Here is a 22,253-nt window from a genome sequence, read left to right as displayed (position 1 = left end):
GTTCCGCGTGCCCGCCGACGGCATCCCGAGGCCACCATGATCAAACGCGCACTGGGCCGATCCGGCCTGCAAGTTCCCCCGCTCACTTTCGGCGGCAACGTCTTCGGCTGGACCGTCGACGAGGCCGGCACCTTTTCTTTGCTTGATGCGCTGGTGGACGCCGGCCTGAATTTCATCGACACGGCCGACATGTATTCGCGCTGGGTCCCCGGCAACCAGGGCGGCGAATCCGAAACCTTGATCGGCAAATGGCTCAAACGCTCGGGTAAGCGCGACCAGGTGCTGATCGCCACCAAGGTCGGCATGGAAATGGGGCCGGGCGAAAAAGGGCTGTCGCCCGCCTACATCCGGCGCTCCCTGGATGCGTCGCTGGCGCGCCTGCAGACAGACTACGTCGACCTGTACCAATCGCACCAGGACGACCCGGACACGCCGCTGACCGACACGCTGGCCGAATACGCCAAGCACATCGAAGCCGGCAAGGTGCGCGCGATCGGCGCGTCCAACTACACGGCCGTGCGGCTGTCGGAAGCGCTGATCACCAGCGAGCGCCACAGCCTGCCGCGTTACGAGAGCATCCAGCCGGAATACAACCTGTACACCCGCGAGCCCTTCGAATCCGGGCTGCAAAGCCTGGTGAAGACGCAGCAGATGGGCACGATCAACTATTTTGCGCTGGCTAGCGGCTTTCTCAGCGGCAAGTATCGCGGCCCCGACGACGCGGGCAAGAGCGCGCGCGGCAAGAAGATCGTGGACACGTATCTGAACGATCGCGGCTACCGCATCCTGAAGGCGCTGGACGAGGTGTCCGAGGACGCCGGCTGCACGCCCGCGCAGGCCGCGCTGGCCTGGCAGATCGCGCAGCCGGGCATTACGTCTCCCATCGTCAGCGCCACCTCGCTCGCCCAGCTGGACGAACTGGTCAAGGCCGCCAGCCTGACGCTGACTCACGACCAGCTGGCCCGGCTCAGCCAGGCCAGCGATTGGCGCTGATGCCGCTTAGTCCAACCGCTTAGTCCAACGTCACGCCGGAGTCCTTGACCACCTTGGCCCAGCGCTGGACTTCGCTGTCGACGAACTTGCCGAACTCGGCGCCGGTCAGCGTGGGCACGCCGGTGCCGTTGCCCGCCCAGGTTTCCTTCAGCTTGGGCGTGTTCAGCGCCTTCGTGATCTCGGCGGCCATTCTTTCCGTGGCTTCCTTGGGCGTGCCCGCAGGCGCCCAGATCGCATACCAGGTCGACACCACGTAATTCGGCACGCCCGCCTCGGCGGCCGTGGGCACGTCGGGCAGCGATTGCGAACGCTCGGTGGCGGCCACCGCCAGCGGCTTGATCGCGCCGGCACGGATGTGTCCGGCCGACGAACCCAGCCCATCGAACGCCAGGTCCACCTGACCGCCGATCAGCGCCGACAGCATGGGACCGGCGCCCTGATACGGCACGTCCACCAGTTTGATCCCCGTCTGCATCGCAAACAGCTCGCCGGCCAGGTGGTGCGTGCTGCCCTTGCCCGCCGTGCCGAAGTTGATCTCGCCGGGGCGCTTCTTGGCGTAGTCGATGAACTCCTGCAGGGTCTTGACCGGCAGCTTGCCCGCATTGATGACGACGACCTGCGGCGGCTGCGCCACCAGCGCGACCGGCACGAAATCCTTCTGGATGTTGTAGCTCAGGCTCTTGTACAGGGAAGGCGCCAGCGCATGGTGCGCGCCGCCCATGAAGAACGTGTAGCCGTCGGGCTTGGCCTTGGCCGCCACGCCGGCGCCCACGGTGCCGCCCGCGCCGCCCTTGTTGTCGATGACCACCGTCTGGCCGAGCTGCGTGGTGAGCTGCGCGGCCAGCGGACGGGCGAACGTGTCCGTGCCGCCGCCGGCGGGAAACGGAACGATCAGCGTGATGGGGCGTTCGGGCCATTGCGCGGCGGCAACGCCGCCGAAACCCAGGGCTGCCACGGCGAACATGGCCGCAGCGGTGGTGCGATAAGTCATTTTGTCTCCTCTTGCTGCATCGGGGGACGGCGCCTGTTTTTTGGCGTCTCGTCGCTGAGATATTTTTTCTTCTGAATGCGGCGGGCAGGTCTTATCGGGGCACTGGATGGGGATGCGTCTCCTTGAACGGGGTACAAAATAAGCCGGCCCCGCGGGGACCGGCTTCCATATGGACTACAGCGCCTTGTAGGTGTCGCGCAGCACGTTCTTCTGCACCTTGCCCATGGTGTTGCGCGGCAACTGGTCGATGATGTGCACGCGCTTGGGCACCTTGAAATTCGCGATGCGGCTTTTCAGTTCCGCCTGCATGGCCGAAGCGTCCAGCGTCGCGCCGCTCTTGGGCACCACCACGGCCACCACGGCCTCGCCGAAGTCCGGGTGCGGCACGCCGATCACCGCCGACTCCGACACGCCCGGCATGTCGTCGATGAGCGTTTCGATTTCCTTGGGGTACACGTTGTAGCCGCCGGAGATGATCAGGTCCTTGCTGCGACCGACGATGGACAGGTAGTCGTCCGGCGCGTTGCGGCCGGCGGACTCGCCGCCCCAGCGGCCAACGTCGCCGGTCTTGAACCAGCCGTCTTCCGTGAATTCCTCGCGGGTCTTTTCCGGCATGCGCCAGTAGCCCGAGAACACGTTGGGACCGCGCACCTGCACGTTGCCGATCTCGCCCGGCGCGAGCGGCTTGCCGGCGTCGTCGACCACCCGGACATCCACACCCGGCAAGGCGCGGCCGACGGTGCCCGCCAGGCGCTCACCCAGCGCGGCGTCGTAAGGATTGGACGTCAGCATGACGGTTTCGCTCATGCCGTAGCGTTCAAGAATGGGATGGCCGCTGCGCTCCTTGAAGTCGGAGAACGTCTCGGCGAGCAGCGGGGCGGAGCCCGAGATAAACAGGCGCATGTTGGCGCAGACGTCGCGATTGAAGCGCGGATCGGCCAGCAGACGCACGTAGTAAGTCGGCACGCCCATCATCACGGTGCTTTGCGGCAGGTAGTGCAGCGCCTGGTCGGCGTCCAGCTTGGGCAGCCAGATCATCCGCGCGCCCGCCAGCAGCGCGCCATGCGATGCGACAAAAAGGCCGTGGACGTGGAAGATCGGCAGCATGTGCAGCAGCACGTCGTCCTCGCGCCAGCCCCAGTATTCATGCAGGGTGCGCGCGTTCGCCGCCAGGTTGCCGTGCGACAGCATCGCACCCTTGCTGCGGCCGGTCGTGCCCGACGTGTACAGGATCGCGGCCAGGTCGTCCGGCTTGCTTTCAACGGTCTTGAAGGTCTGGGACAGGCCGCCGGCCGCGTCCAGCAACGTGCCGGTGCGGTCCTCGTCCAGCGTGTAGACGTGCGGGCAGTTGGCCTTGGCGGCGGCGCGCTTGACCCAGTCCAGGTTCTTGCTGGCGCAGACCACGACGGACGGCTCGGCATTGCCCAGGAAGTATTCGATTTCGGATTCGCGGTAAGCAGTGTTCAGCGGCAGGTACACGAGGCCAGCGCGCAGCGTGGCCAGGTACAGCAGCAGCGCCTCAGGCGACTTTTCCACCTGCACCGCCACGCGCGCGCCCTCCGGCAGGTTCAGCGATTGCAGCAGGTTCGCCAGGCACGCGGTCGCGCGGTCGATGTCGTCCCAGGTGTATTGGAGGTCGGGCGTTTCCAGCGCGACTTTGCTGCGGTCTTTGGGGAAGCCGCCTTGCAGGACAGCATATAGGTTGGCGTTGCTCACCTGTCTAGTCTCCGGAAAAGGAAGGGTCTTCGCCGGCCAGGAAGGCGCGCACGCCCTCTCTGTGGTCCCGGCTTTCGGCATAGGAGAAATAATCCCGATACTCGTCCTCGGTCAAGGCGGCGCCGGTGGCGAGCCTGGCGGACAAGCGTTTGTTGATGCGGGCGGCCAACGGCGCGCCTTGGGCGATGCGGTCAGCGCTGCGCCGGGCGGACGCGGCCACCTCGCCGTCTTCGACGATACGGGTCAGCAGACCCAGGTCTTTGGCTTCGACCGCGCCGAACACCCGGCCTTCCAGCAGGATGGCCAGCGTCGCGGCCCGGCCGGCCAGCGCCAGCAGGCCGCGCATTTCGTCGGGGGCCATCGGAAAGCCCAGCCGGTTGATCGGCACGCCAAAACGGGCCGACGCGCCGGCGATGCGCAGGTCGCATTGGCAGGCGATTTCAAGCCCGCCGCCCACGCATACGCCCTCGATCTGCGCGATCACCGGTTGCGGACATTCGGCCACGGCGCGCAGGGCGGGCGCCAGGATCTCGCGGTGGTAGCGCTGCACGCCGTCCATGTCCGCGCGTTCGGCAGGGAATTCCCGGATGTCGGCGCCAGCAGCGAAATTGCCGCCCTCGCCGCGCACGACCACGCAGCGCACGGCGTCATCCTGCGCGATGCGCGTGAAGACGTCGCGCAGTTCGCGCCACATGCCTACCGTGATCGCATTCAGGCGCCCCGGGTGCGCTAGCGTCACCCAGGCCAGATGCCCGTCGCGCTCAAGCCGCACCTGGGATTGACCTTGGCCATTGAGTGCCACGTTCTCCGTCATGTCCCCTGCCCTTCTTGTCGTTGTTGAAAGCCGCCGCCGTGTTTCCGGCAGTCAGGCCACGCGCCCCACGCCGCGGCTGATCTGCGGCTTGCCGTCGTTCAGGTGCTGAAGGTTGGTGTCCAGTTCGTCCAGGTCATACAGGTAATTGACCATCATGGCGCACGACTGCTTGAGCCCCTTGGGCGACGTGTCCGCCGCCCAGTTCAGGCGCTCGATGCGCGCGCCGTTGCCCAGGTGAAAGCGCGCCACCGGATCCACCGGCAGCCCGTTTTTCATCGACTTCAAATAGCAGGCGGCCAGCCGGAACCCGGCGCGCTTGACCACGTCGGGCGTCTTGCCCTGCGCGGCCTTGGCCAGACGCGCGACCCAGCGCTGCCCGTCCGGCACGCCTTCGCGCTTGCAGTCCTTGGCGCGCGTCTTGTCCTCGCGCACGATGGCCTCGACGGCCTGCGCGTCCTGCTTGCCCAGCCAGTCCGTGAACCCCGGGATCGGCGACAAGGTGGCAAAGGCCTTCAGCTTGGGCAGTTCTTCCAGCAGTTGCTCGACCACGCGCTTGAGCAGGAAGTTGCCGAAGCTGATGCCCTTCAGGCCCGGCTGCGTGTTCGAGATGGAATAGAAGATCGCCCAGCGCGCCTTGTCCAGGTCCTGCGGCGGCAGCGTGCTGTCCAGCAGCACCTGCACGTTGTCGGCCATCTGGCTGGCGAAGGCCACTTCCACGAAGATCAGCGGCACACCCGGCATCTGCGGGTGAAAGTACGCATAGCAGCGGCGGTCGGGCGCCACGCGGTGGCGCAGGTCGTCCCAGGATTTGATCTCGTGGACGGCCTCGTAGAGGATCAGCTTTTCCAGCAGCGACGCCGGCGAATCCCAGGTCAGCGGACGCAGTTCCAGAAGGCCCACGTCGAACCAGGCCGACAAGAGACCTTCCAGATCCTTGTCCAGCGACTGGATGCCCGCCACCTGCTTGCGCCAGCGCAGCATGTCTGCGCGCAGTTCGACCAGAAAGCGCAAGCCTTGGGGCTGCGCGTTGAATCGCTTGAACAGGCGCACGCCCTCGCCGCCATCGCCTGCATAGGTGGCACGGATCTGCGCCAGCGCGGCCAGCATCAGGCGGCGGTCCTTGCCGTCGGCCGCGGCGTATTGCTCGCACCAGCGGCGCGCCAGCTTGTTGGCGGCTACGTCGGTCAGGCGCGCCTCGAACAGGCGGCGGACTTCGGATTCGCTCGGCAGGCGACCGCGCTCCCACAGGCGGCCCAGCCGCGTGATCAGACTGGCGCTTTCGGCCGCGGCGGCGGCATCGACCAGATCGGCCTCGGGCTCAGGCGTGCGTGCGCCGCGCGCGGGCGCGAGATTGGCGGGTGCGGACATGGGCAGGCTCCTCGATGACGATGGGATCGGACGGCGCCGCGTCGGCGGCGTCTTCGTGGCTGAGTACGCGCAGCGCTTCAAGCTGGCGCATCAAATGGGTGTGCGCCAGCGCCTGCGCGGCGTCGGAATCATGGGCCTTCAGGGCCTCGAAAATGGCCAGGTGTTCGGCGCAGGACTGGTCGATGCGGCCGGGCCGGGACAGACTGCGATGGCGCGACAGGCTCAGCACCTTGCGCAGGTTGCCCACCATGTCGGACAGCCATTGATTGCCGGCCAGCGCCTGGACGGCTTCGTGAATGAGGTAATTGGTCTTGTAGTAGGCGTCGATGCGGCCCGCCTTCGCGTGACCGGCGAGCGCGGCGTGCAGCGGTTCCAGCTCGGCGAGCTGGGCATCGCTGGCCTTGCGCGCCGCCTCGTAGGCGCAGCGCCCTTCCAGCATGGCCATCAGCGGAAAGATGTCTTCCAGGTCCTGCGCGGACAGCTCGTTGACGAAGCAGCCGCGGCGGGGTTCCAGCCGGACCAGCCCTTCGGTGGCCAACACCTTCAGCGCCTCGCGCAGCGGCGTGCGCGAAATGCCCATTTCGCCAGCCAGGCGGAGTTCATCGATCCATTCACCGTTGCGCAGCGACCGCGCATGGATCATGCCGCGCAGGCGGTCCGCGACTTCCAGATACAGGGCTTGCCGGACGATGGGTAGGGTCATGGGCAGACGGCGGGGAAACGCCGTAATTCATAATTATGAATAAGCCGATGATAGACCTGGCGCGGGAGAAAGGTAAAGCTCGGGCGGGTTGGGACCTTCCCTAACAAGGGCGACGAGGGCCTCGGTGGTGGGGTCTGACGCCAGTTGAGATTGAAGCGATGGACCAAGCCCTGCTCCGGTGTCTGACACCCTCTGTTCCCGGTGTCTGACACCCTCTGAGACGCAGCGGCAAACCGCCGATCACTTCCCCAGGGTGTCAGACACCTCATTCAGTTCTACATACCACCCAGGGTGTCAGACACCTCATCAGTTCTACATACCACCCAGGGTGTCAGACACCTCATTGGGTCCTACAAACCGGGGGCATACGCCCACACGGCAAATCAAACTCGCCTGCCGGCCGCTCAGGACGCTGCGCTTCTGAATCTCTTCAGAAATGCAGAACGCCGTCAACCGCATGGCGCGTCAGCGAGCGGGCCCAGCGGCGGGCGGGTAGCCCGTACTTACCTTCCACCACCTCGGCGCGGGCCAGCAAGTCGGCCGGCGTGATCGCCAGGCTGGGGCCGGAAAACGCCAAAACGATCTGGTTGCCGGCCTCGACTTCGGGCAGCAGCACGATGCGGTCGTCGAAGGCCTTGGACAGGTTGTCGATGTTCTTGCCAAAGCTTTCGTGCCGGCCGAACAGGTTCACGGCCAGGATGCCGACCTCGCCCAGCACGCGGCGGCAGTCGCGGTAGAACTTCACGCTATCGCGCACCGGCCCTTCGGCGGCCGCGTCGTACAGGTCCACCATCAGCACCGGGCAGCGTCCTGCATTGAGCGGATCGGCCACCCAGGCGCCGGCGTCGGTGTGTTCGACCTGCAGCCGGTTCGCGCCCGGCAGGCGGAAGAACATATGGCAGGCGGCGGTGACGCGCGGATTCCATTCCACGGCCAGCAGCGGACCGCGCGTGTGCTTGGCGCAGAACCGCGCGAGCGACCCGGCGCCCAGGCCCAGCATGCCGATGGGATCTTCCTTTGGCGGTTCCAGGAACAGTAGCCAGGCCATCATCTGCGCGGTGTATTCCAGCACCAGGTCGGAAGGGCTCTTGATTTTCATCGCGCCCTGCACCCATTCGGTGTTGAAGTGCAGATATCGCACGCCGTCGACTTCGGATAGCGTCGGCTGGTCGAGTTCGGAGGGAAAGTTGGATTTGTGCATGGGCGCGATTGTAGGCTGGCCGCCCCCTCCCCCGGGCCGCCAGCTACGCCGCCGCTTCCCAGATGCGCTCGAGCAGGTCCGGGCCGGACACTTCGGCTTCCAGGCTGGCCGACAGTCGCAGGACGCGCTTCAAGTACAGATGCGCATCGCACTCCCAGGTCACCCCCAGCGCGCCGTGCGCCTGGATCGCGTTCTGCGTGGCGCGGCGGCTGGCTTCGACGGCCAGCAGTGGCGCAAACAGGCAATCGGTCGCCGCCGGCGCCGCGCGGTCATCCAGCGCGGTTGCCGCGGCCCAGCCCGCAAGCCGTGCGTCGTCCAGCGCCATCCAGTCCTCGGCCAGCCGATGCTTGATCGCCTGATTGGCGCCGATGGCGCGGCCGAACTGCTGGCGCTCGCGGGCGTACGAGGCGGCCATGTCCAGCGCTGCCGACGCCGCACCCAGCATTTCCGCCGACCGCAACAGGCGCAGACGCGTACGCAGCAGATTCCAGGTGCCCGGCTTGACCTGGACATCGGCGCTTTCCAGGACAGCGGGATGCGCCGACACCGCGACCGGCATGGTCGGATCCAGTCCGGCCACGCCCGCCACGGCCGCCAGCAGATCCAGCCGCAGGGATGCCGGACCGGTCTCGCGCACGGCAAGGGCCCGCACGCCCTCGCCGGCGCCTTCGATGAAGACCGATCCGTCGGGGCGCAGGGCCGCGTCGGCGTACCAGGTGTCACCAGCCATCATGTCGACGGTCCATTGCGCGATCGCACCGCCCGCCTCGCACAGCGTCGGCAGCAGCGCCATGTTGGATACGAGCGGCAGGCTCAGCAGATGGCGCCCCGCCTCCTCGGCGACGATCCAGGCTTCGCGCATGCCCAAGCCCAGTCCGCCCTGTGTCTCGGGCGCCAGCAAGGCGGGCCAACCCTGTTCGGCCAGATCGCGCCACAGCGCCTGGCGGGCCGGCGCCTCTTGCCCGAAGGCGGCGCGCGCCACGGCCACCGGATGGCGCTGCGACAGGAAACGTTGCGCCGCGTCGCGCAGCATGCGCTGGTCTTCGCTCAGATGCAGATTCATTTGCGGTCAGGCCCTGGGCAGGCCGAGCATCTGCTCGGCGATGATGTTGCGCTGGATCTCGGACGTGCCGGCCAGGATGGTTTCTGCCCGCGACCATAGATAGGCGTGCGTCAGCGGCGCCGCGCGGGCGTCGGCCGCGTCCACGCCCAGGCAGGCGTCCTCGCCCAGCAATTGCAGGGACAGTTCGAGCAGGCGCTGGTGCGCCTCGCTCCAATGGATCTTGGTGGACGATCCTTCCGGTCCGGGGGGATCGCCTCGCATCGCGCCGGCGAGCGCGCGCTGGGATTTCAGCGCCAGCACGTGGCTGTCGGCGGCCAGCCGCGCCCAGCGGTGGCGCACCGATGCCGACGACGCGGGCACACGGCCGTGCCTATCTGCCTGCAGCGCCAGCGCGCGCACCTGACGCAGCTCCTGCGAAAAACGCACGAGACGCGGGATGAAATACGTCCCGCGCTCGAAGCTTGCGGCCGCCATCGCGATGCGCCAGCCCTGGTTCAATCCGCCCAGCAGCGCCTCCTGCGGCACGAACACGTCCTCGAAGAAGACCTCGCAGAATTCGGCTTCGCCCGTGATCTGCCGGATGGGTTCGACCCGCACGCCGGGACTGCGCATGTCTACGAGCAGAAAGCTCAGGCCCTTATGCCGGGGCGCGTCCGGATCGGTGCGCGCCAGCACGAAGCACCATTGCGCCCGGTCCGCAAACGACGTCCAGATCTTGTGACCGTTCAGACGGAAGCCACCGGGCGCCGGTTCCGCTCGCGTACGCACCGCAGCCAGGTCGGAACCGGCGCCCGGTTCGGAATACCCCTGGCACCACACCTCGCGGTTCGACAGGATGCCGGGCAGAAAACGCTGCTTCTGCGCCTCGGACCCGAAATGCAGCAGGGTGGGCGCCAGAATGCCGTGGCCGATCAGGTTCACGCCCAGCGGCGCGCCGCAACGCGCGTGCTCTTCATGGAAGACCGCCTGGCGCGACAGCGGCAGCGCCTTGCCCCCGTAGGCTGCCGGCCAGCCCAGTCCGGACCAGCCGTGCGCACACAGCGTGTCTTCCCACGCGCGCCGGTAGTCCAGATTGCGCGGGGCGGCCCCGCCGGGCCAGGACCGTGCAAATTCCGCGTAGGCCGTGTCGAGCCAGCCCCGAAGCTTCTGCCGAAACGCCTCGTCATCCTGCGCCGTGCTGTCCGGCACGGCGGTTTCCTGCATCGTCATGCCTCACTCCAGCCGGATGTTCGAGTCGCGCGCCACCTTGCCCCACGTGGCCACGTCTTTCTGGATGAACGCGCCGAAGGCCTTGGGATCACTGCCGATGATGTCCAGCCCCAGCCCCTCGAACTGCTTCTTCACGTCGGGCTGCTGCAGGATCTGCGCAAGGTTCTGGTAGAGCTTGTCGATCACCGGTTGCGGCGTACGCGCGGGCGCCACCAGGCCCAGCCACGGCATGGCCGAATAGCCCGGCAAGCCGGACGCATCCACCGTGGGCAGCTCGGGCAATGACGCCGAGGGCTTGGCAGTCGTGACCGCCAGCGCGCGCAGCTTGCCGTCCTTGACGAAGGGGCCCGACGAGGCCCAGGCATCGAACATCACTTGCAGACGCCCTGCGACCAGGTCGTTGAGCGCGGGCGCGCTGCCCTTGTACGGGATGTGCGCCATCTGCACGCCGGCCATGCTGTTGAAGAGTTCGGCCTCCAGGTGGGTCGAACTGCCCGTGCCCACGGAACCGTAGCTCACCTTGCCCGGATTGGCCTTCAGGTAGGCGATCAGCTCGCCGACATTCTTGGCCGGCACCGACGGGTGCACACCCAGCACGTGCACCACGGACGCCACCTGCGAGATCGGCGCGAAGTCCTTGACGGGGTCGTAGTTGACCTTGGCGTAAATGCTGGGCGCAATGCCCAGCGAGGACGCGGCCATCAGCAGCGTATAGCCGTCGGGCTCGGCGCGGGACACGTAATCGGACGCGATCATGGTGCCGCCGCCCGGCTTGTTTTCCACGATCACCGGATGGCCCAGTCTGCCGCTCAACTTTTCGGCCAGCAGGCGGCTCATGATGTCGGTCGCGCCGCCGGGCGAGAACGGCACCACGATACGCACGGGGCGGGTGGGGTAGTTGTCCTGAGCATGCGCGGCGCCCGTGGCGCCGATGCAGGCCAGTGCGATGCCGGCCAATAGGGTTTTGATCATGCTTGTCTCCTCCTGGGGGATGCGCGGTCGCGCTACGGGGTTGCGGGCAGGATCAGCGCGTCCAATACGGCAACGCCCTGTCCCGCCTCTTTGATCAGCAAGGGATTCACTTCTATTTGCGCCACCTGTGCGGGCGCCGCAAGCAAGGCGTTGCCCACGGCCACGATGCTCCTGCACGCCGCCGCCAGATCGCCCCGGGGCTTGCCCCGGAATCCATCCAGCAGCGCAAACGCCTTGAGCTCCTGCAACATCTGCAAGGCGATGTCCTCGTCCACCGGCAAGAGCCGGTGGCTGGTGTCCTGGTAGATCTCGGTCAGCACCCCGCCCAGGCCCACCGTCAACACCGGGCCGAAGACCGGATCGCGCGTGGCGCCAATGATGATCTCCGCCACGCCGCGCTCCATCTTCTGGACCACCACGCCGTCGATGCGCGCATCGGGCTGTGCGCGCGCAACCGCCCGCGTCACGTTGGCATGGGCCACACGCACCGCCTCGTCGTCCTCGAGATTCAGCGCGACGCCGCCCGCTTCCGTCTTGTGCGCGATGTCGGGGCTCAGGATCTTCACGGCGACGGGATAGCCCGCCACGCGCGCATCGCGCACGGCGTCTTCCGCACTGCGCGCCACCGGGGTGGTGGCCTGAGGCAGACCGAACGCGGCCACGTAGGCGCGCGCGTCCGCTTCGTTGCACGGCAAGGCCGGCGCGCGGGCCATATCCAATGCGGGCGCCGCCGCCTGCCGCCGGCCCGTGCGCGCGTCACACCACAGCAGATACGGCGCCAGCGCCGCGACGGCCAGGCCCAGGTCCTCGAACACCGCCACTTCCGCCTCGCGCAGCGCCGCACGGCTTTGCGCAAGACCCGTATCGATGGCAACGAACAGCCGCGAATGCTGCCGGGACGCTTCGGCCAAGGCATCGGCCATTCGGTCCAGCATGTAGCCGGGCGCATACACGACCACGGCATCAATGGCGTCCGACGTGCCCAGCGCCTGCAGCACGGTGCGCACAAAGGCGGGATCGTTGACCACGTTGCCGGTCACGTCCACCGGATTGCCGACCATGCCGTAATCGGGAATGCCGCCGCGCAGCACATCCTGCAGATCCGGCGGCAGCTCTGGCAGGTCGAGCCCCGCGCCGATGAACCTGTCGGCCAGGATGGCGCCCAGCGCGCCCGACATCGTCAGCACCGCCACGCGCTTGCCGGCCGTGCGGTGGCGCAGCGTCGCCAGGCTGGCCAGATGCGCCATCTGCGCGAAGTCCGTGGCCTCGATGACATTCAACTGGCGAAAGGCCGCCGCGTACACGCGGCGATCGCCGGCCAGCGCCGACGTGTGCGACTGCACAGCCTGCGCGCCCTTGTCGGTGGCGCCCGCCTTCAGGGCGATCAGCAGCTTGCCCTGGCGTTCCAGTTCGCGGCACGCGCGCACGAAACGGTCGCCATCGCGCAACTGTTCGATGTAGCCGAGCACGATTTCCGTCTGCGGGTCCGCCGCCAGGTATTCCAGGTACTGCGAAAAGTCCAGGCAGGCCTCATTGCCGGTGTTGATGAAGTGCGAAAACGGCAGACCCAGCCGGCGCGCGATCGCGTACACCGCCGCGCACACGTTGCCGCTCTGCGTCAGCAGGCTGACCGAGCCCGGCCCCTCCTGCGCTGGCGCGGTCTTGAAGACCGACGCGAAGGCGGTATGCGCCTGCGTGTTCAGGTTTGCGAATCCCATGCAATTCGGACCCGCGACCGCCATGCCGCTTTCCGACACGAAGGCCACAAGTTCGTCCTGCAAACGCGCGCCCTCGCCGCCTGCCTCGGCAAAGCCCGCGGCGTACACGATGGCCGCGGGGATGCCCCTGGCATGGCAGCGCCGCAACATGGGCGTGACGTCGGCTGCGGCGATGGCCAGCACTGCCAGGTCCACCGGCTCGGGCACGGCTTCGATGTCGGGCCAGCAACGCAGGCCGAAGACTTCCTGGTACTTCGGGTTGACCGGGTAAATGCCGCCCTGGAAGCCAAAGCGCGTCAACAGCTCCAGCGGCATGCCGCCAATGCGGCCCGGGTTGGCGCTGGCGCCGATCATGGCGATCGAGCGCGGGTTCAGCAGCGGTTCAAGGCGGGAGGTCATGCGGCTTCGCCTTTCTTGTTGCGCTGGATGGCCTGCGCGAGGCCGCGCTCGCGCACTGCCTGGAATTCCTCGCTCAGGTGCGACAACTGATGCGTATCGAAGTGCGCCGACAGCGCGGTGCGAAAGCCCTGCGCGTCCGCCGTGCGGTTCAGCGACCGCTTGATCAGGCGCAGCCCGAACGGCGGCGCCTGCGCGATGCGCTGCGCCAGCGCCAGCGTGGCGGCGTCCAGTTCCGCTTCGGGCACGACCCGGTTCACCATGCCGATGCGCAGTGCCTCCTGCGCATCGACCTTCTCGCCGGTGTAGAGCATTTCCTTGGCCTTGCGCAGCCCCATGACCCAGGGATGGATCAGGACCTCGGTGGCGGCCGCCGCCAGGGTGTGCCCGACCGGGTCCGAGAAGTACGCCGTGTCCGAACACACCACCAGGTCGCACATGTTGGCGATCATGAATCCGCCGGCCACGCACGCCCCCTGCACCTGCGCCACGGTGGGCTTGGGAAAGTCCCAGATGCGCAGGCAGTACCCGTAGTAGCGGCGGGACTCGTAGTCCCAGCGTTCCTCGACCGTGAAATCGGCGCGCTTTGCCTGGGCTTCCTTCAGGTCGTGCCCGGCCGAGAAATGCGCGCCGCGGCCGGCCAGGACCACCACCCGTACGGTGTCGTCCTGCTCGGCGCGCGAGAGGGCGTCATCCAGTTCGTCCAGCATCTGCTGGCTCTGGGCATTGCGCGCGGATTCGCGGGCCAGACTGATGCGGCATACCGAATCGTGCCGTTCGACGGCCAGGGTGGCGTATTCCATGGTCTCCTCGTCCTTGTCATGCCGCGCCGTCGAATGCGGCGCGATCTCGATGCATTGAATTAACGCACCGCAAAACCTAAAATACAAAATATTCGCATCACTTTTCCCACAATATGAACAACCCAGGTTCCACCGGCGGCACGCAGAGCATGCGCCGCGCGCTCGGCCTGCTGCGCGTGCTGGCGCAGCACCAGGAAGATGGCATCGACCTGCAGGGCGTCATGGCCGCCACCGGCCTGGAACGCTCCACGGCGCATCGCCTGCTCAGCTGCCTGCTCGAAGAGCAGTTCGCGGAACGCGACCGCGCCACCCGCCGTTATCGGCTGGGCGTGGATTCGATGCAACTGGGGTTTGCCGCCTTGCGGCGCACGCCCTTGCTGGACGCCTTGCGTCCGTTCGCGCAAAAGCTGGCACGCCTGTCGGGCGACACCGTGTTCCTGGTGATCCGCCAGGGCGACTACGCGCTATGTCTGCTGCGGGAGGCCGGCTCGTTTCCCGTCAAGGTGTTCACCATCGACCAGGGCGAACGCCGCCTCTTGGGCGTGGGCGCGGGCGGCCTGGCGCTGATGGCGGCTCTGCCGGACGACGAGATCGCCGCGCTGTACGCACGGCATGCGGCCAGCTACGCGCAGATCCGCGTCTCCAGCACCGCGCTGATGAAGGCGGTCAGGCAGACGCGCAATGCGGGATATTCCGAAATCGTGGACACCATCACGCCCGGCGTGTCGGGTGTGGGCGTGGCGTTTCCGGTGTCCGAGCTGACCTGGGTGGCGTTCAGCTTCGGCGCGATCAGCAGCCGGCTCGACGCGCCGCGGCGGGCGCAGATGGGCGCATTGCTGCACGCGGAATGCCAGGCGTGGGCCCAGGACTATCTGGGCCAGGAGGCCCAATGAAAAGCCCGCGAAGACACGGGCGATGCCAGGTCTTCGCGGGCCGGTGCTTCCGGACGGATCAGATCCGTTCGAAGATCGCGGCGATGCCCTGGCCGCCGCCGATGCACATGGTCACGAGCGCATAGCGTCCGCCCACGCGCTGCAATTCATGCAGGGCCTTGGTGGCGATGATGGCGCCCGTTGCACCGATCGGGTGGCCCAGGCCGATGCCGCTGCCGTTCGGGTTCACTTTGGCGGCGTCCAGCTTCAGTTCCCGCGACACCGCGCATGCCTGCGCGGCGAACGCCTCGTTGGCCTCGATGACGTCCAGCTGGTCGACCGTCAGACCCGCGCGCTTAAGCGCCGCCTGCGTGGCCGGCACCGGACCAATGCCCATGATGTCCGGGTCCACGCCCGCATGCGCATACGCCACCAGCCGCGCCAGCGGTTTGATCCCGCGCTTGGCGGCAACGGAAGCGTTCATCAGCACCAGCGCGCCCGCCCCGTCGTTCAGCCCCGACGCATTGCCCGCCGTGACCGTGCCGTTTTCCTTCTGGAACACGGGCCTGAGCGTCGCCAGGCTGTCGGCCGTGACGTCGCGGCGCACGTGCTCATCGGTGTCGAACACGATCTCGCCTTTGCGCGACTTGATCGTCACAGGCACGATCTGGTCGCGGAAGTAGCCCGCGTCGATCGCGGCAGCGGCGCGGCGGTGCGACTCCGCAGCCATGGCGTCCTGATCCTGACGGTTGATGCCGAACTTGGCGGCCACGTTTTCCGCCGTGACGCCCATGTGCATCTTGCCGAACGGGTCGGACAGCGCGCCGGTCATCATGTCCAGCATGACGCTGTCGCCCATGCGCGCGCCCCAGCGCTGGGCTGGCGCGATGTACGGCGCGCGGCTCATGCTCTCGGCGCCGGCGCCCACGGCGATGTCGGCGTCGCCCAGCATGATCGTCTGGGCGGCCGACACGATGGCTTGCAGGCCGGATCCGCACAGACGGTTGACGTTGAACGCGGGCGTTTCCTTGGAAATGCCCGCATTCATGGCGGCCACGCGCGACAGATACATGTCGCGCGGCTCGGTGTTGATGACGTGGCCGACCGCAACGTGGCCCACTTCGTCGCCAGAAACGCCCGCGCGTTCCAGCGCGGCGCGGATGACGGTGGCGCCCAGATCGCAGGGGGGCACATCCTTGAGCGCGCCGCCGAAATCCCCGATGGCGGTGCGGACGGCCGAAGCGACGATGACTTCATTCATGGTGTTTCCTCCTTGTGGTGCGTTGTGGGTCGCGCGATGCGGTCCATGAAGTGCGTTCCATCATACTGCCCGCGACTCGATACAAAACCCATATCGCAAAGCCACAAAATAATATTGGACAGCTATCGGCGCGTTCCCGGATAGTGGCCGTCGGCGCCTGTCGCGGCGCCCTAGCCCGACCCGGAGCGACTGATGATCGACACGCTGGAACTCACCGCCATTCCTCCCGAGGATGAAGCCTTGCGCACCGAGGTGCGCGCCTTTCTGGCCGATGCGCTGGACGGCCTGGAGCCCGACGAACGCGCCCGTTCGTGGATGGGTTTCGACGCGGGCTTCAGCCGGCAGCTTGCCGAACGTGGCTGGCTGGGCCTGACGCTGCCGCGCGAATACGGCGGCGCGGCGCGCGGCCATTTTGCGCGGTTTGTGTTGTCCGAGGAATTGCTGGGCGCGGGCGCGCCGGTGTCGGCCCACTGGATTGCCGACCGCCAAAGCGCGCCGCTCATCCTGAAGTACGGCACGCCTGCGCAAAAGGATTTTTATCTGCCGCGCATCTGCGCCGCGCAGGCATTCTTTTGCATCGGCATGAGCGAGCCGGGCTCTGGCTCGGACCTGGCCAGCATCCGCACCCGGGCTGAACCCGCGGCGGGCGGCTGGCGCTTGAACGGCAGCAAGATCTGGACGACGAACGCGCACCGTTCGCACTACATGATCGCGCTGGTCCGCACGTCGGGCACGGCCCAGGACCGGCATCAGGGGTTGTCGCAGGTCATCGTGGATCTGTCGCTGCCCGGCGTGACGGTGCGCCCGATCGAAGACCTGGCGGGCGACGCGCACTTTTCCGAAGTCTTCTTCGACAACGTCGAATTGCCCGCCGAGGCGCTGATCGGCGAGGAAGGCGGCGGCTGGGCGCAAGTGAATGCGGAACTGGCTTTCGAGCGCAGCGGCCCCGAGCGACTGTGTTCCAGCGTCGCGCTGTTGGAGTGCTGGCTGGCGCATTGCCGCGATGACGATAGCGATGCCGATGCCGCCAGCCGGACAGCGCTGGGCAGCATCCTGTCGCAGATGGCGGTGTTGCGCGCGATGTCGCTGGCCGTGGCCGGCAAGCTTGCCGCCGGCCTGAGCCCGGCCACGGAAGCGTCGCTGGTCAAGGATCTGGGCACCGAGCTTGAACAGGCGATTCCGCGACTGATCGGCGATTCGCTGGGCCGGCGGCCGGAGCGTCCCGTGCCCTTGCCGCTGCTGCGCACCCTGGCCTATCTGGAACAGGTCGCGCCGACGTTTTCGCTGCGCGGGGGGACCCGTGAAATTCTGCGCGGCATCATTGCCCGCGGCCTTGGCCTTCGATAAGGACGACCGTCATGGACAACATTTTTGGCGATGCCGCCGAACGCCTTTTCGCGCAGACCTGCACCCCGGATGTCATCCGCCGCGCCGAACAGGGCCAGCCCTCCGGCGACGCGTGGCGGGCCTGCGAGGAAGCGGGATTCGCGGATGCGTTGGTGCTGGAGGATCATGGCGGCGCGGGCCTGGGTCTGGCCGATGCGCTGCCGGTGGTGGTGGCGGCGGGGCGGCACCTGTGCCCGTATCCCATCGCCCACACGTTGCTGGCGCGCGCCTGGCTGAGCCGCGTGCAGCGGCCGCAGGCGTCAGGCGCCATCGCGCTTGCGCCGCAAGGCCTTGCCATCGACGACGGGCGCGTCGCGGGCACGAACGTGGCCTGGGCGCGGAGCGCTGACTACGTGCTGGCCGGCATTGGCGGCCAGACCTGGCTGCTGCCCATGCAGGCGGCGCGCATCGAACCCAACGGCGTGCATGGCAGCCTGGACGGCGGAGTGTCCTGGGCGCTGGCCGACGCCGAACGCATCGACCACGTGGCGCCGCTGGAGACGCTGGCAGCCACCGCCTATACGGGGTTGATCGCGGGCGCCATGGGCCGGGTGCTGGCGATGACGCTGGAGTACGCCAACCAGCGCACGCAATTCGGCAAGCCCATCGGACGTTTTCAGGCCGTGCAGCAGCAGATCAGTGAAATGGCCGAACAGGTGTGGGCCGCCCGCATGGCGGCGCAACTCGCCTTCCAGGGCGAGGACGGCCTGCCCCGCCCGCTGCTCGCCGCGCTGGGCAAGGCCCGCGCCAGCCAGGCTGTGCCGCGCGTGGCCGACATTGCACACGCGGTGCACGGCGCCATCGGCGTCACCGCGGAACACGACCTGCAGCTTTACACGCGCCGTCTGCGCGAATGGCGGCTCGCGGCGGGATCGGAATCGCATTGGCATGATCGTATCGGGGCTGACGCCCTGGCCAGCCGCAGCGACGCGCTGACCTATCTGCGCACGGCGTTGTACGGCAAGGAAACTGCTTAAGCGCGGATCGGCGCGGCGACGTGCCGCTGTCCGCCCTCCGCGTGCGGGACTTGGGCAGCCCCCAAAACTGGCGGGCATCTTCACTGGCGAAAACGGCCAGCCAGCATTTCGCGTCAAACACACGATGTAACGCGCGCGGCTTGCGGCAATGCCGCAGGCAGGCTTAGGATGGTGCATGGTTACACGGTGGCAATTGGGCAGTTGCCGGTCGCCCCAGGGTGTCAGACACCTGCCGCAAGCCAACGATCTTCGAACCACATCACCGATTCGGGAGCACATCGTGAAGACAGTTGCTGAGCTTCTCAGAGAAAAGGCCAATCACGCCGTTGTGACGGTTTCGCCGGACTCGTCGGTCTTCGACGCGATCAAGACGATGGCCGACCGCGGCATCGGGGCGGTGGTGGTGGTGGAAGGCGACGTGGTGCTGGGCATGCTGACCGAACGCGACTACGCCCGCAAGATCGTGCTGCAGGACCGCTCGTCGCGCACGACCAAGGTGCGCGACATCATGACGGACTCGGTGTATTACGTCAGTCCCACCGATACGCGCGAACACTGCATGGCCATGATGACCGAGCGGCATTTCCGCCACCTGCCGGTCATCGACAACGACAAGCTCATCGGATTGCTATCCATCGGCGACCTGGTCAAGGATGTGATGAGCGAGCAGAAATTCATCATTCATGAACTTGAGCGCTACATCACGGGAGAGCGCGGCTGACCGATGGATGGGGCTGGCCGCACTTGGCCGGCTGCACCTAGCCGGCCGCACTTGGCCGGCTGCACCTAGCCGGCCGCAGCTAGCCGGCCGCACTTAGCCGGCCGCACCTAGCGGGCCGCACCTAGCCGGCCGCCAATATTCTCGTCGCCGGGACGATGAGGCCCAGGCCTGCGGCCAGCAGCAGCACGAATACCATGCGCTTGACCTTCTTCATCGAATTCTCGGTGCTGTAGCGGCGCGCAAACCACGTTACGCCAATCACCACCGGCAGCGCCTGCACGCTCAGCCAGAACGACGACGCCATGAATGCGCCCTGCCCGGTCACGAGCGCCAGGCGCACAGTGGCGTTGAGCGAAAACAGAATCAGCAGACTGTTGCGGATGGTGGCCAGCGGCAGCGGCTGGCGGTACAGGTGATAGACCATGGGCGGACCGGCGCTGGAAAACAACCCGCCCAGCACGCCCGACACGCCGCCAAAAAACACGCTGGAGGTTCGCGACGACAACTGCGCGAGCGGCTGGGTGCGGGTCACGAGCAGGATGGCGCAGGCCAGGATGGTGACGCCCAGCAGCAACTGCAGCAGCACCGCCATCGACCCGCTGATCCACGTCAGCGCGGCCACGCCGACCCCCACGCCGGCCAGGCTGCTGACCGCGGCGGGCGTCAGCAGCGACCAGTTTATTTGCGGTTTGGCGCGCAGCAAGGTAACGCCCGCATTGACCAGCGACAGCACGCTGACCACGTTGGCCACCTCGGACACCGAAGCAAGCTGGAACACGCCCGACAGGCCCAGCAGCACCAGGCCGAATGCAAAGCCCGTCATCGTCTGGGCATAGGTGGCAAGCGCCACGCAGGCCAGAAACAGCAAATGTTGATAGATGCTCATGCAGGAAGAGCCAGACCTCGGCTCTGCCCGGCTGCGCGCCAGGGCGGCAGAGAGCGGATCGACGGGAAACGGCGTGGTAATGGTTGACGCGACAACGATTTTTCGCGGGGCATGATAGCACCGGGCGGCCGCGGCATTCCGGCCCCAGCAGCGCCGATTCCACACATATGGTCACAAACTGATGCGCTCATGCACCCCGGGGGTGGCCGCAGGCCGCTATTCTTGCCGCCCGGTAAGCCCCACCCGCCGGTCCCGCCGCGCCATCCCGGTTCGCGGCATGCGGCCGGCCCGCCTGCGTAGCGAGATGACGCCCAAACAGACCACGATCAACACAGTGACGCTGACCTGCTCCACATGCGGCAGCGCCCAGTTCACCAAGCTGGACACCAACGAATACCAGTGCAGCCACTGCCACGCAGTGACGCTGGTCGAAGACAACGTCGCGCAGCGGCTGGAAAAGATCCTGCGCAACATCCAGCAGCCGAAGCCGGCGCCCATCAAGCCCGCCGCTATCGCGGCGATCTCGGTGGCGATCCTGGCCGCCGTCCTCATCCCGCTGGCCGTCTCGTCCCTGGGTTCGCGGCCGTCGCCTGCACCGGCCCGCATCGTCGAACCGCCCATCGACGCCTCGCTGGTCAAGCTGACCGATGTGCAAGAGGTGAAGACGCGCGGCCGCACCGAGCTGGTCATGATCGTGCGCAACGAGACCGGCCGGAAGATCGACGTGCCGCGCGTGACTGCATCGTTCTTCCAGGGCGACCTGTCGCTGTCCACCGTATCGGGTTCGGCGCCCGCGCGCTCGCTGGAACCGGGGGAATACACCCCGCTGAAAATATCGGCGCCGTCCAAGGCGTACAGCCGCTACGACCTGCAGGTGAGCACGCCGTCGCGCGCGCGCGGCAAGAACAACGACGTGGCGGCCAGCAAGGTTCAGCTCGTGCGCAATGACGGCAATTACCGTCTGGTCGGCCTGATCCGCAACCAGGGAACCAACCCGGCCAGCAGCACGCAGATCACCGTGATGCTGTACGGCGCCGACGGCAGGCTGATCGGCACGGGCAACGGCTATGCCACCGCCAGCCCGCTGGCCCCCGACGCGCTGACGTCCTTCGATGTGCGCTGCGAAATGCTGCGCGACGGCGAGGTCGCCTCCTACGATTACATGGTGCAAAGTGAAAGCTGACCCCTCCTCCTCCCGGCGCCCGTCGCGGCCGGCCCTGGCAGGGCTGGCGCTGATCCTGTTGGCCGCGGGCGGATATGCCGCGTGGAAATACACCTTGCCGAATGGCGCCAGCCAGCCCTCGGCGCAGGCTGCGGCCAAACCGGCCACGCCGGTGGCCGAGCCGCCCGCCAGCCGCATCGTGCGCGTCAGTCCGGCCAACACGCGGGTCATCGACCACGTCCGTCTGACCACCGAGGAATTGCTGGACCCGGATTTCACCCTGTTCGATACCGGGGCGCTGAAGCTGTCTGCTCCCCGCCGGCTGCTGGACGAAATCGAGCGCCCGGTGCTGTATGCGGAACTGGTCAACACCAGCGACCAATACGTTGCGCTGTCGCCGCGCGCGGAAATCGCGGTGTTCGACGGATCGCGCCCGCTCGAGCTGCGCCAGTCCTGGAGCCTGCCCACGCACCTGTATCCCGGCGAGCGCGTGCCCGTGGCACTGACCGGGCGCGTGGAACGCTTTACGGAAATCAAGACGAACTGGCTGCCCGCCAAGCGCGCCGCCCTGCCCGGCCCCCGGCCGCACCTTGCCGTGACGGTCGAAAACACCGAAGCCGCCATCGGCACCGGCACGCTGAACTTCAGCTACCGGTTCCGTTACAAGTACGTGACGGTGCACGGCCGGGTGCGCAACGACAGCGCCAGCGAGGTCGAGAAGGTGCGCGTGTGGGTTAGCCTGTACGACGCCCAGGACCAGCTCTCCGGCGCCACATTCCAGGAACTGCGTGTGCCGCGCCTGCCGCCCGGCGACAGCGCGCCGTTCCAGGTCGACGTCAAGCAGTACGGCGGCAATTTTGCCCGCGTCGGGGTGGTGTACGACGCCACGGCGCCCTGACCGGCTCGCGGCGGGGTGTTTCCGAAGCGGCCCGGGCGGCCGCTTTTTCATTGCGCGGCGCCTTGGCCGGCTGCTGTCCGGCGGGCACGCCCGCCCCACCGGCGCCTGCCGCCGGCACCAGGCCCGGACGTCGCCGCCGCACA

Annotated in this window: 20 protein-coding genes; 7 read left to right on the top strand and 13 right to left on the bottom strand. The window is 67.4% G+C overall.

Annotated features, from left to right (window positions below):
* Positions 1-36 precede the first annotated feature (36 nt).
* Complete coding sequence (locus AC6LJW_RS06505; RefSeq protein ID WP_105239637.1) at positions 37-993, top strand: aldo/keto reductase; 957 nt, start codon at positions 37-39, stop codon at positions 991-993.
* Positions 994-1,012: 19 nt separating this feature from the next.
* Here AC6LJW_RS06505 and AC6LJW_RS06500 read toward each other — a convergent pair whose 3' ends face one another.
* The 11 genes from AC6LJW_RS06500 to AC6LJW_RS06450 all read right to left on the bottom strand — a co-directional run bounded on the left by AC6LJW_RS06500 (position 1,013) and on the right by AC6LJW_RS06450 (position 13,947).
* On the bottom strand, positions 1,013-1,984 hold the full coding sequence (locus AC6LJW_RS06500) for a Bug family tripartite tricarboxylate transporter substrate binding protein (protein ID WP_056563121.1): 972 nt from the start codon (positions 1,982-1,984) through the stop codon (positions 1,013-1,015).
* Positions 1,985-2,158: 174 nt separating this feature from the next.
* Complete coding sequence (locus AC6LJW_RS06495; protein ID WP_056563124.1) at positions 2,159-3,700, bottom strand: malonate--CoA ligase; 1,542 nt, start codon at positions 3,698-3,700, stop codon at positions 2,159-2,161.
* 4 nt (positions 3,701-3,704) lie between these two features.
* Positions 3,705-4,514, bottom strand: a complete 810-nt coding sequence (locus AC6LJW_RS06490) for an enoyl-CoA hydratase/isomerase family protein (protein WP_427984073.1) — start codon at positions 4,512-4,514, stop codon at positions 3,705-3,707.
* A 51-nt stretch (positions 4,515-4,565) separates the two neighbouring features.
* A complete protein-coding gene (locus tag AC6LJW_RS06485) occupies positions 4,566-5,882 on the bottom strand; it encodes a malonyl-CoA decarboxylase domain-containing protein (RefSeq protein WP_498086802.1) in 1,317 nt (438 codons plus the stop codon).
* Positions 5,833-6,585: a GntR family transcriptional regulator gene (locus AC6LJW_RS06480; protein WP_427984071.1), complete on the bottom strand. Its 753-nt coding sequence runs from the start codon at positions 6,583-6,585 to the stop codon at positions 5,833-5,835. Before AC6LJW_RS06480 ends, AC6LJW_RS06485 begins: the two co-directional genes overlap by 50 nt.
* Positions 6,586-7,015: 430 nt before the next feature.
* Entirely contained in the window at positions 7,016-7,786 is a 771-nt protein-coding gene (locus AC6LJW_RS06475) for a class I SAM-dependent methyltransferase (RefSeq protein WP_056563137.1), read from the bottom strand.
* Between the two features lie 43 nt (positions 7,787-7,829).
* Positions 7,830-8,849, bottom strand: a complete 1,020-nt coding sequence (locus AC6LJW_RS06470; protein WP_498086801.1) for an acyl-CoA dehydrogenase family protein — start codon at positions 8,847-8,849, stop codon at positions 7,830-7,832.
* Between the two features lie 6 nt (positions 8,850-8,855).
* On the bottom strand, positions 8,856-10,058 hold the full coding sequence (locus AC6LJW_RS06465; RefSeq protein WP_056563143.1) for an acyl-CoA dehydrogenase family protein: 1,203 nt from the start codon (positions 10,056-10,058) through the stop codon (positions 8,856-8,858).
* Between the two features lie 3 nt (positions 10,059-10,061).
* The gene (locus AC6LJW_RS06460) at positions 10,062-11,030 is read right to left on the bottom strand and encodes a Bug family tripartite tricarboxylate transporter substrate binding protein (RefSeq protein ID WP_498086800.1); all 969 of its coding nucleotides are present in this window, start codon (positions 11,028-11,030) and stop codon (positions 10,062-10,064) included.
* 32 nt (positions 11,031-11,062) lie between these two features.
* Positions 11,063-13,147 carry an acetate--CoA ligase family protein gene (locus AC6LJW_RS06455; RefSeq protein WP_056563149.1) on the bottom strand — a complete coding sequence of 695 codons (2,085 nt, stop codon included), beginning with the start codon at positions 13,145-13,147 and terminating at the stop codon, positions 11,063-11,065.
* On the bottom strand, positions 13,144-13,947 hold the full coding sequence (locus AC6LJW_RS06450) for an enoyl-CoA hydratase (RefSeq protein WP_056563154.1): 804 nt from the start codon (positions 13,945-13,947) through the stop codon (positions 13,144-13,146). The genes AC6LJW_RS06455 and AC6LJW_RS06450 overlap by 4 nt, the downstream gene beginning before the upstream one ends.
* 113 nt (positions 13,948-14,060) lie before the next feature.
* Between AC6LJW_RS06450 and AC6LJW_RS06445 the strand changes: the two genes are divergently transcribed.
* Positions 14,061-14,840, top strand: a complete 780-nt coding sequence (locus AC6LJW_RS06445; RefSeq protein WP_427988115.1) for an IclR family transcriptional regulator — start codon at positions 14,061-14,063, stop codon at positions 14,838-14,840.
* A 58-nt stretch (positions 14,841-14,898) separates the two neighbouring features.
* Here AC6LJW_RS06445 and bktB read toward each other — a convergent pair whose 3' ends face one another.
* Positions 14,899-16,080: a beta-ketothiolase BktB gene (gene bktB / locus AC6LJW_RS06440; protein ID WP_498086799.1), complete on the bottom strand. Its 1,182-nt coding sequence runs from the start codon at positions 16,078-16,080 to the stop codon at positions 14,899-14,901.
* Positions 16,081-16,272: 192 nt separating this feature from the next.
* Here bktB and AC6LJW_RS06435 point away from each other — a divergent pair, with 192 nt between their 5' ends.
* The 3 genes from AC6LJW_RS06435 to AC6LJW_RS06425 all read left to right on the top strand — a co-directional run bounded on the left by AC6LJW_RS06435 (position 16,273) and on the right by AC6LJW_RS06425 (position 19,164).
* Positions 16,273-17,427, top strand: a complete 1,155-nt coding sequence (locus AC6LJW_RS06435) for an acyl-CoA dehydrogenase family protein (RefSeq protein WP_498086798.1) — start codon at positions 16,273-16,275, stop codon at positions 17,425-17,427.
* Positions 17,428-17,438: 11 nt separating this feature from the next.
* The gene (locus tag AC6LJW_RS06430; RefSeq protein WP_498086797.1) at positions 17,439-18,443 is read left to right on the top strand and encodes an acyl-CoA dehydrogenase family protein; all 1,005 of its coding nucleotides are present in this window, start codon (positions 17,439-17,441) and stop codon (positions 18,441-18,443) included.
* 280 nt (positions 18,444-18,723) lie between these two features.
* The gene (locus AC6LJW_RS06425; RefSeq protein WP_056563170.1) at positions 18,724-19,164 is read left to right on the top strand and encodes a CBS domain-containing protein; all 441 of its coding nucleotides are present in this window, start codon (positions 18,724-18,726) and stop codon (positions 19,162-19,164) included.
* Positions 19,165-19,285: 121 nt separating this feature from the next.
* On the opposite strand, the gene AC6LJW_RS06420 is transcribed toward AC6LJW_RS06425, so the two are convergent.
* Positions 19,286-20,050, bottom strand: a complete 765-nt coding sequence (locus AC6LJW_RS06420) for a TSUP family transporter (protein ID WP_056563173.1) — start codon at positions 20,048-20,050, stop codon at positions 19,286-19,288.
* Between the two features lie 277 nt (positions 20,051-20,327).
* Here AC6LJW_RS06420 and AC6LJW_RS06415 point away from each other — a divergent pair, with 277 nt between their 5' ends.
* Positions 20,328-21,233, top strand: coding sequence for an FxLYD domain-containing protein (locus tag AC6LJW_RS06415; protein ID WP_498086796.1), 906 nt, complete (start codon positions 20,328-20,330; stop codon positions 21,231-21,233).
* The gene (locus AC6LJW_RS06410) at positions 21,223-22,110 is read left to right on the top strand and encodes an FxLYD domain-containing protein (RefSeq protein ID WP_056563179.1); all 888 of its coding nucleotides are present in this window, start codon (positions 21,223-21,225) and stop codon (positions 22,108-22,110) included. The genes AC6LJW_RS06415 and AC6LJW_RS06410 overlap by 11 nt, the downstream gene beginning before the upstream one ends.
* Positions 22,111-22,253: the final 143 nt, after the last annotated feature.

It is taken from the genome of Achromobacter sp. 1012554356 (assembly GCF_059760815.1).
This window is presented reverse-complemented; position numbering and strand designations above follow the sequence as displayed.

Coding starts and splice junctions, on each gene's coding strand:
- AC6LJW_RS06460 (WP_498086800.1), bottom strand. CDS start 11,030: ATGATCAAAACCCTATTGGCCGGCATCGCACTGGCCTGCATCGGCGCC.
- AC6LJW_RS06415 (WP_498086796.1), top strand. CDS start 20,328: ATGCGGCCGGCCCGCCTGCGTAGCGAGATGACGCCCAAACAGACCACG.
- AC6LJW_RS06485 (WP_498086802.1), bottom strand. CDS start 5,882: ATGTCCGCACCCGCCAATCTCGCGCCCGCGCGCGGCGCACGCACGCCT.
- AC6LJW_RS06430 (WP_498086797.1), top strand. CDS start 17,439: ATGGACAACATTTTTGGCGATGCCGCCGAACGCCTTTTCGCGCAGACC.
- AC6LJW_RS06435 (WP_498086798.1), top strand. CDS start 16,273: ATGATCGACACGCTGGAACTCACCGCCATTCCTCCCGAGGATGAAGCC.
- AC6LJW_RS06445 (WP_427988115.1), top strand. CDS start 14,061: ATGAACAACCCAGGTTCCACCGGCGGCACGCAGAGCATGCGCCGCGCG.
- AC6LJW_RS06490 (WP_427984073.1), bottom strand. CDS start 4,514: ATGACGGAGAACGTGGCACTCAATGGCCAAGGTCAATCCCAGGTGCGG.
- AC6LJW_RS06420 (WP_056563173.1), bottom strand. CDS start 20,050: ATGAGCATCTATCAACATTTGCTGTTTCTGGCCTGCGTGGCGCTTGCC.
- AC6LJW_RS06500 (WP_056563121.1), bottom strand. CDS start 1,984: ATGACTTATCGCACCACCGCTGCGGCCATGTTCGCCGTGGCAGCCCTG.
- AC6LJW_RS06475 (WP_056563137.1), bottom strand. CDS start 7,786: ATGCACAAATCCAACTTTCCCTCCGAACTCGACCAGCCGACGCTATCC.
- AC6LJW_RS06470 (WP_498086801.1), bottom strand. CDS start 8,849: ATGAATCTGCATCTGAGCGAAGACCAGCGCATGCTGCGCGACGCGGCG.
- AC6LJW_RS06455 (WP_056563149.1), bottom strand. CDS start 13,147: ATGACCTCCCGCCTTGAACCGCTGCTGAACCCGCGCTCGATCGCCATG.
- AC6LJW_RS06505 (WP_105239637.1), top strand. CDS start 37: ATGATCAAACGCGCACTGGGCCGATCCGGCCTGCAAGTTCCCCCGCTC.
- AC6LJW_RS06465 (WP_056563143.1), bottom strand. CDS start 10,058: ATGACGATGCAGGAAACCGCCGTGCCGGACAGCACGGCGCAGGATGAC.
- AC6LJW_RS06480 (WP_427984071.1), bottom strand. CDS start 6,585: ATGACCCTACCCATCGTCCGGCAAGCCCTGTATCTGGAAGTCGCGGAC.
- bktB (WP_498086799.1), bottom strand. CDS start 16,080: ATGAATGAAGTCATCGTCGCTTCGGCCGTCCGCACCGCCATCGGGGAT.
- AC6LJW_RS06450 (WP_056563154.1), bottom strand. CDS start 13,947: ATGGAATACGCCACCCTGGCCGTCGAACGGCACGATTCGGTATGCCGC.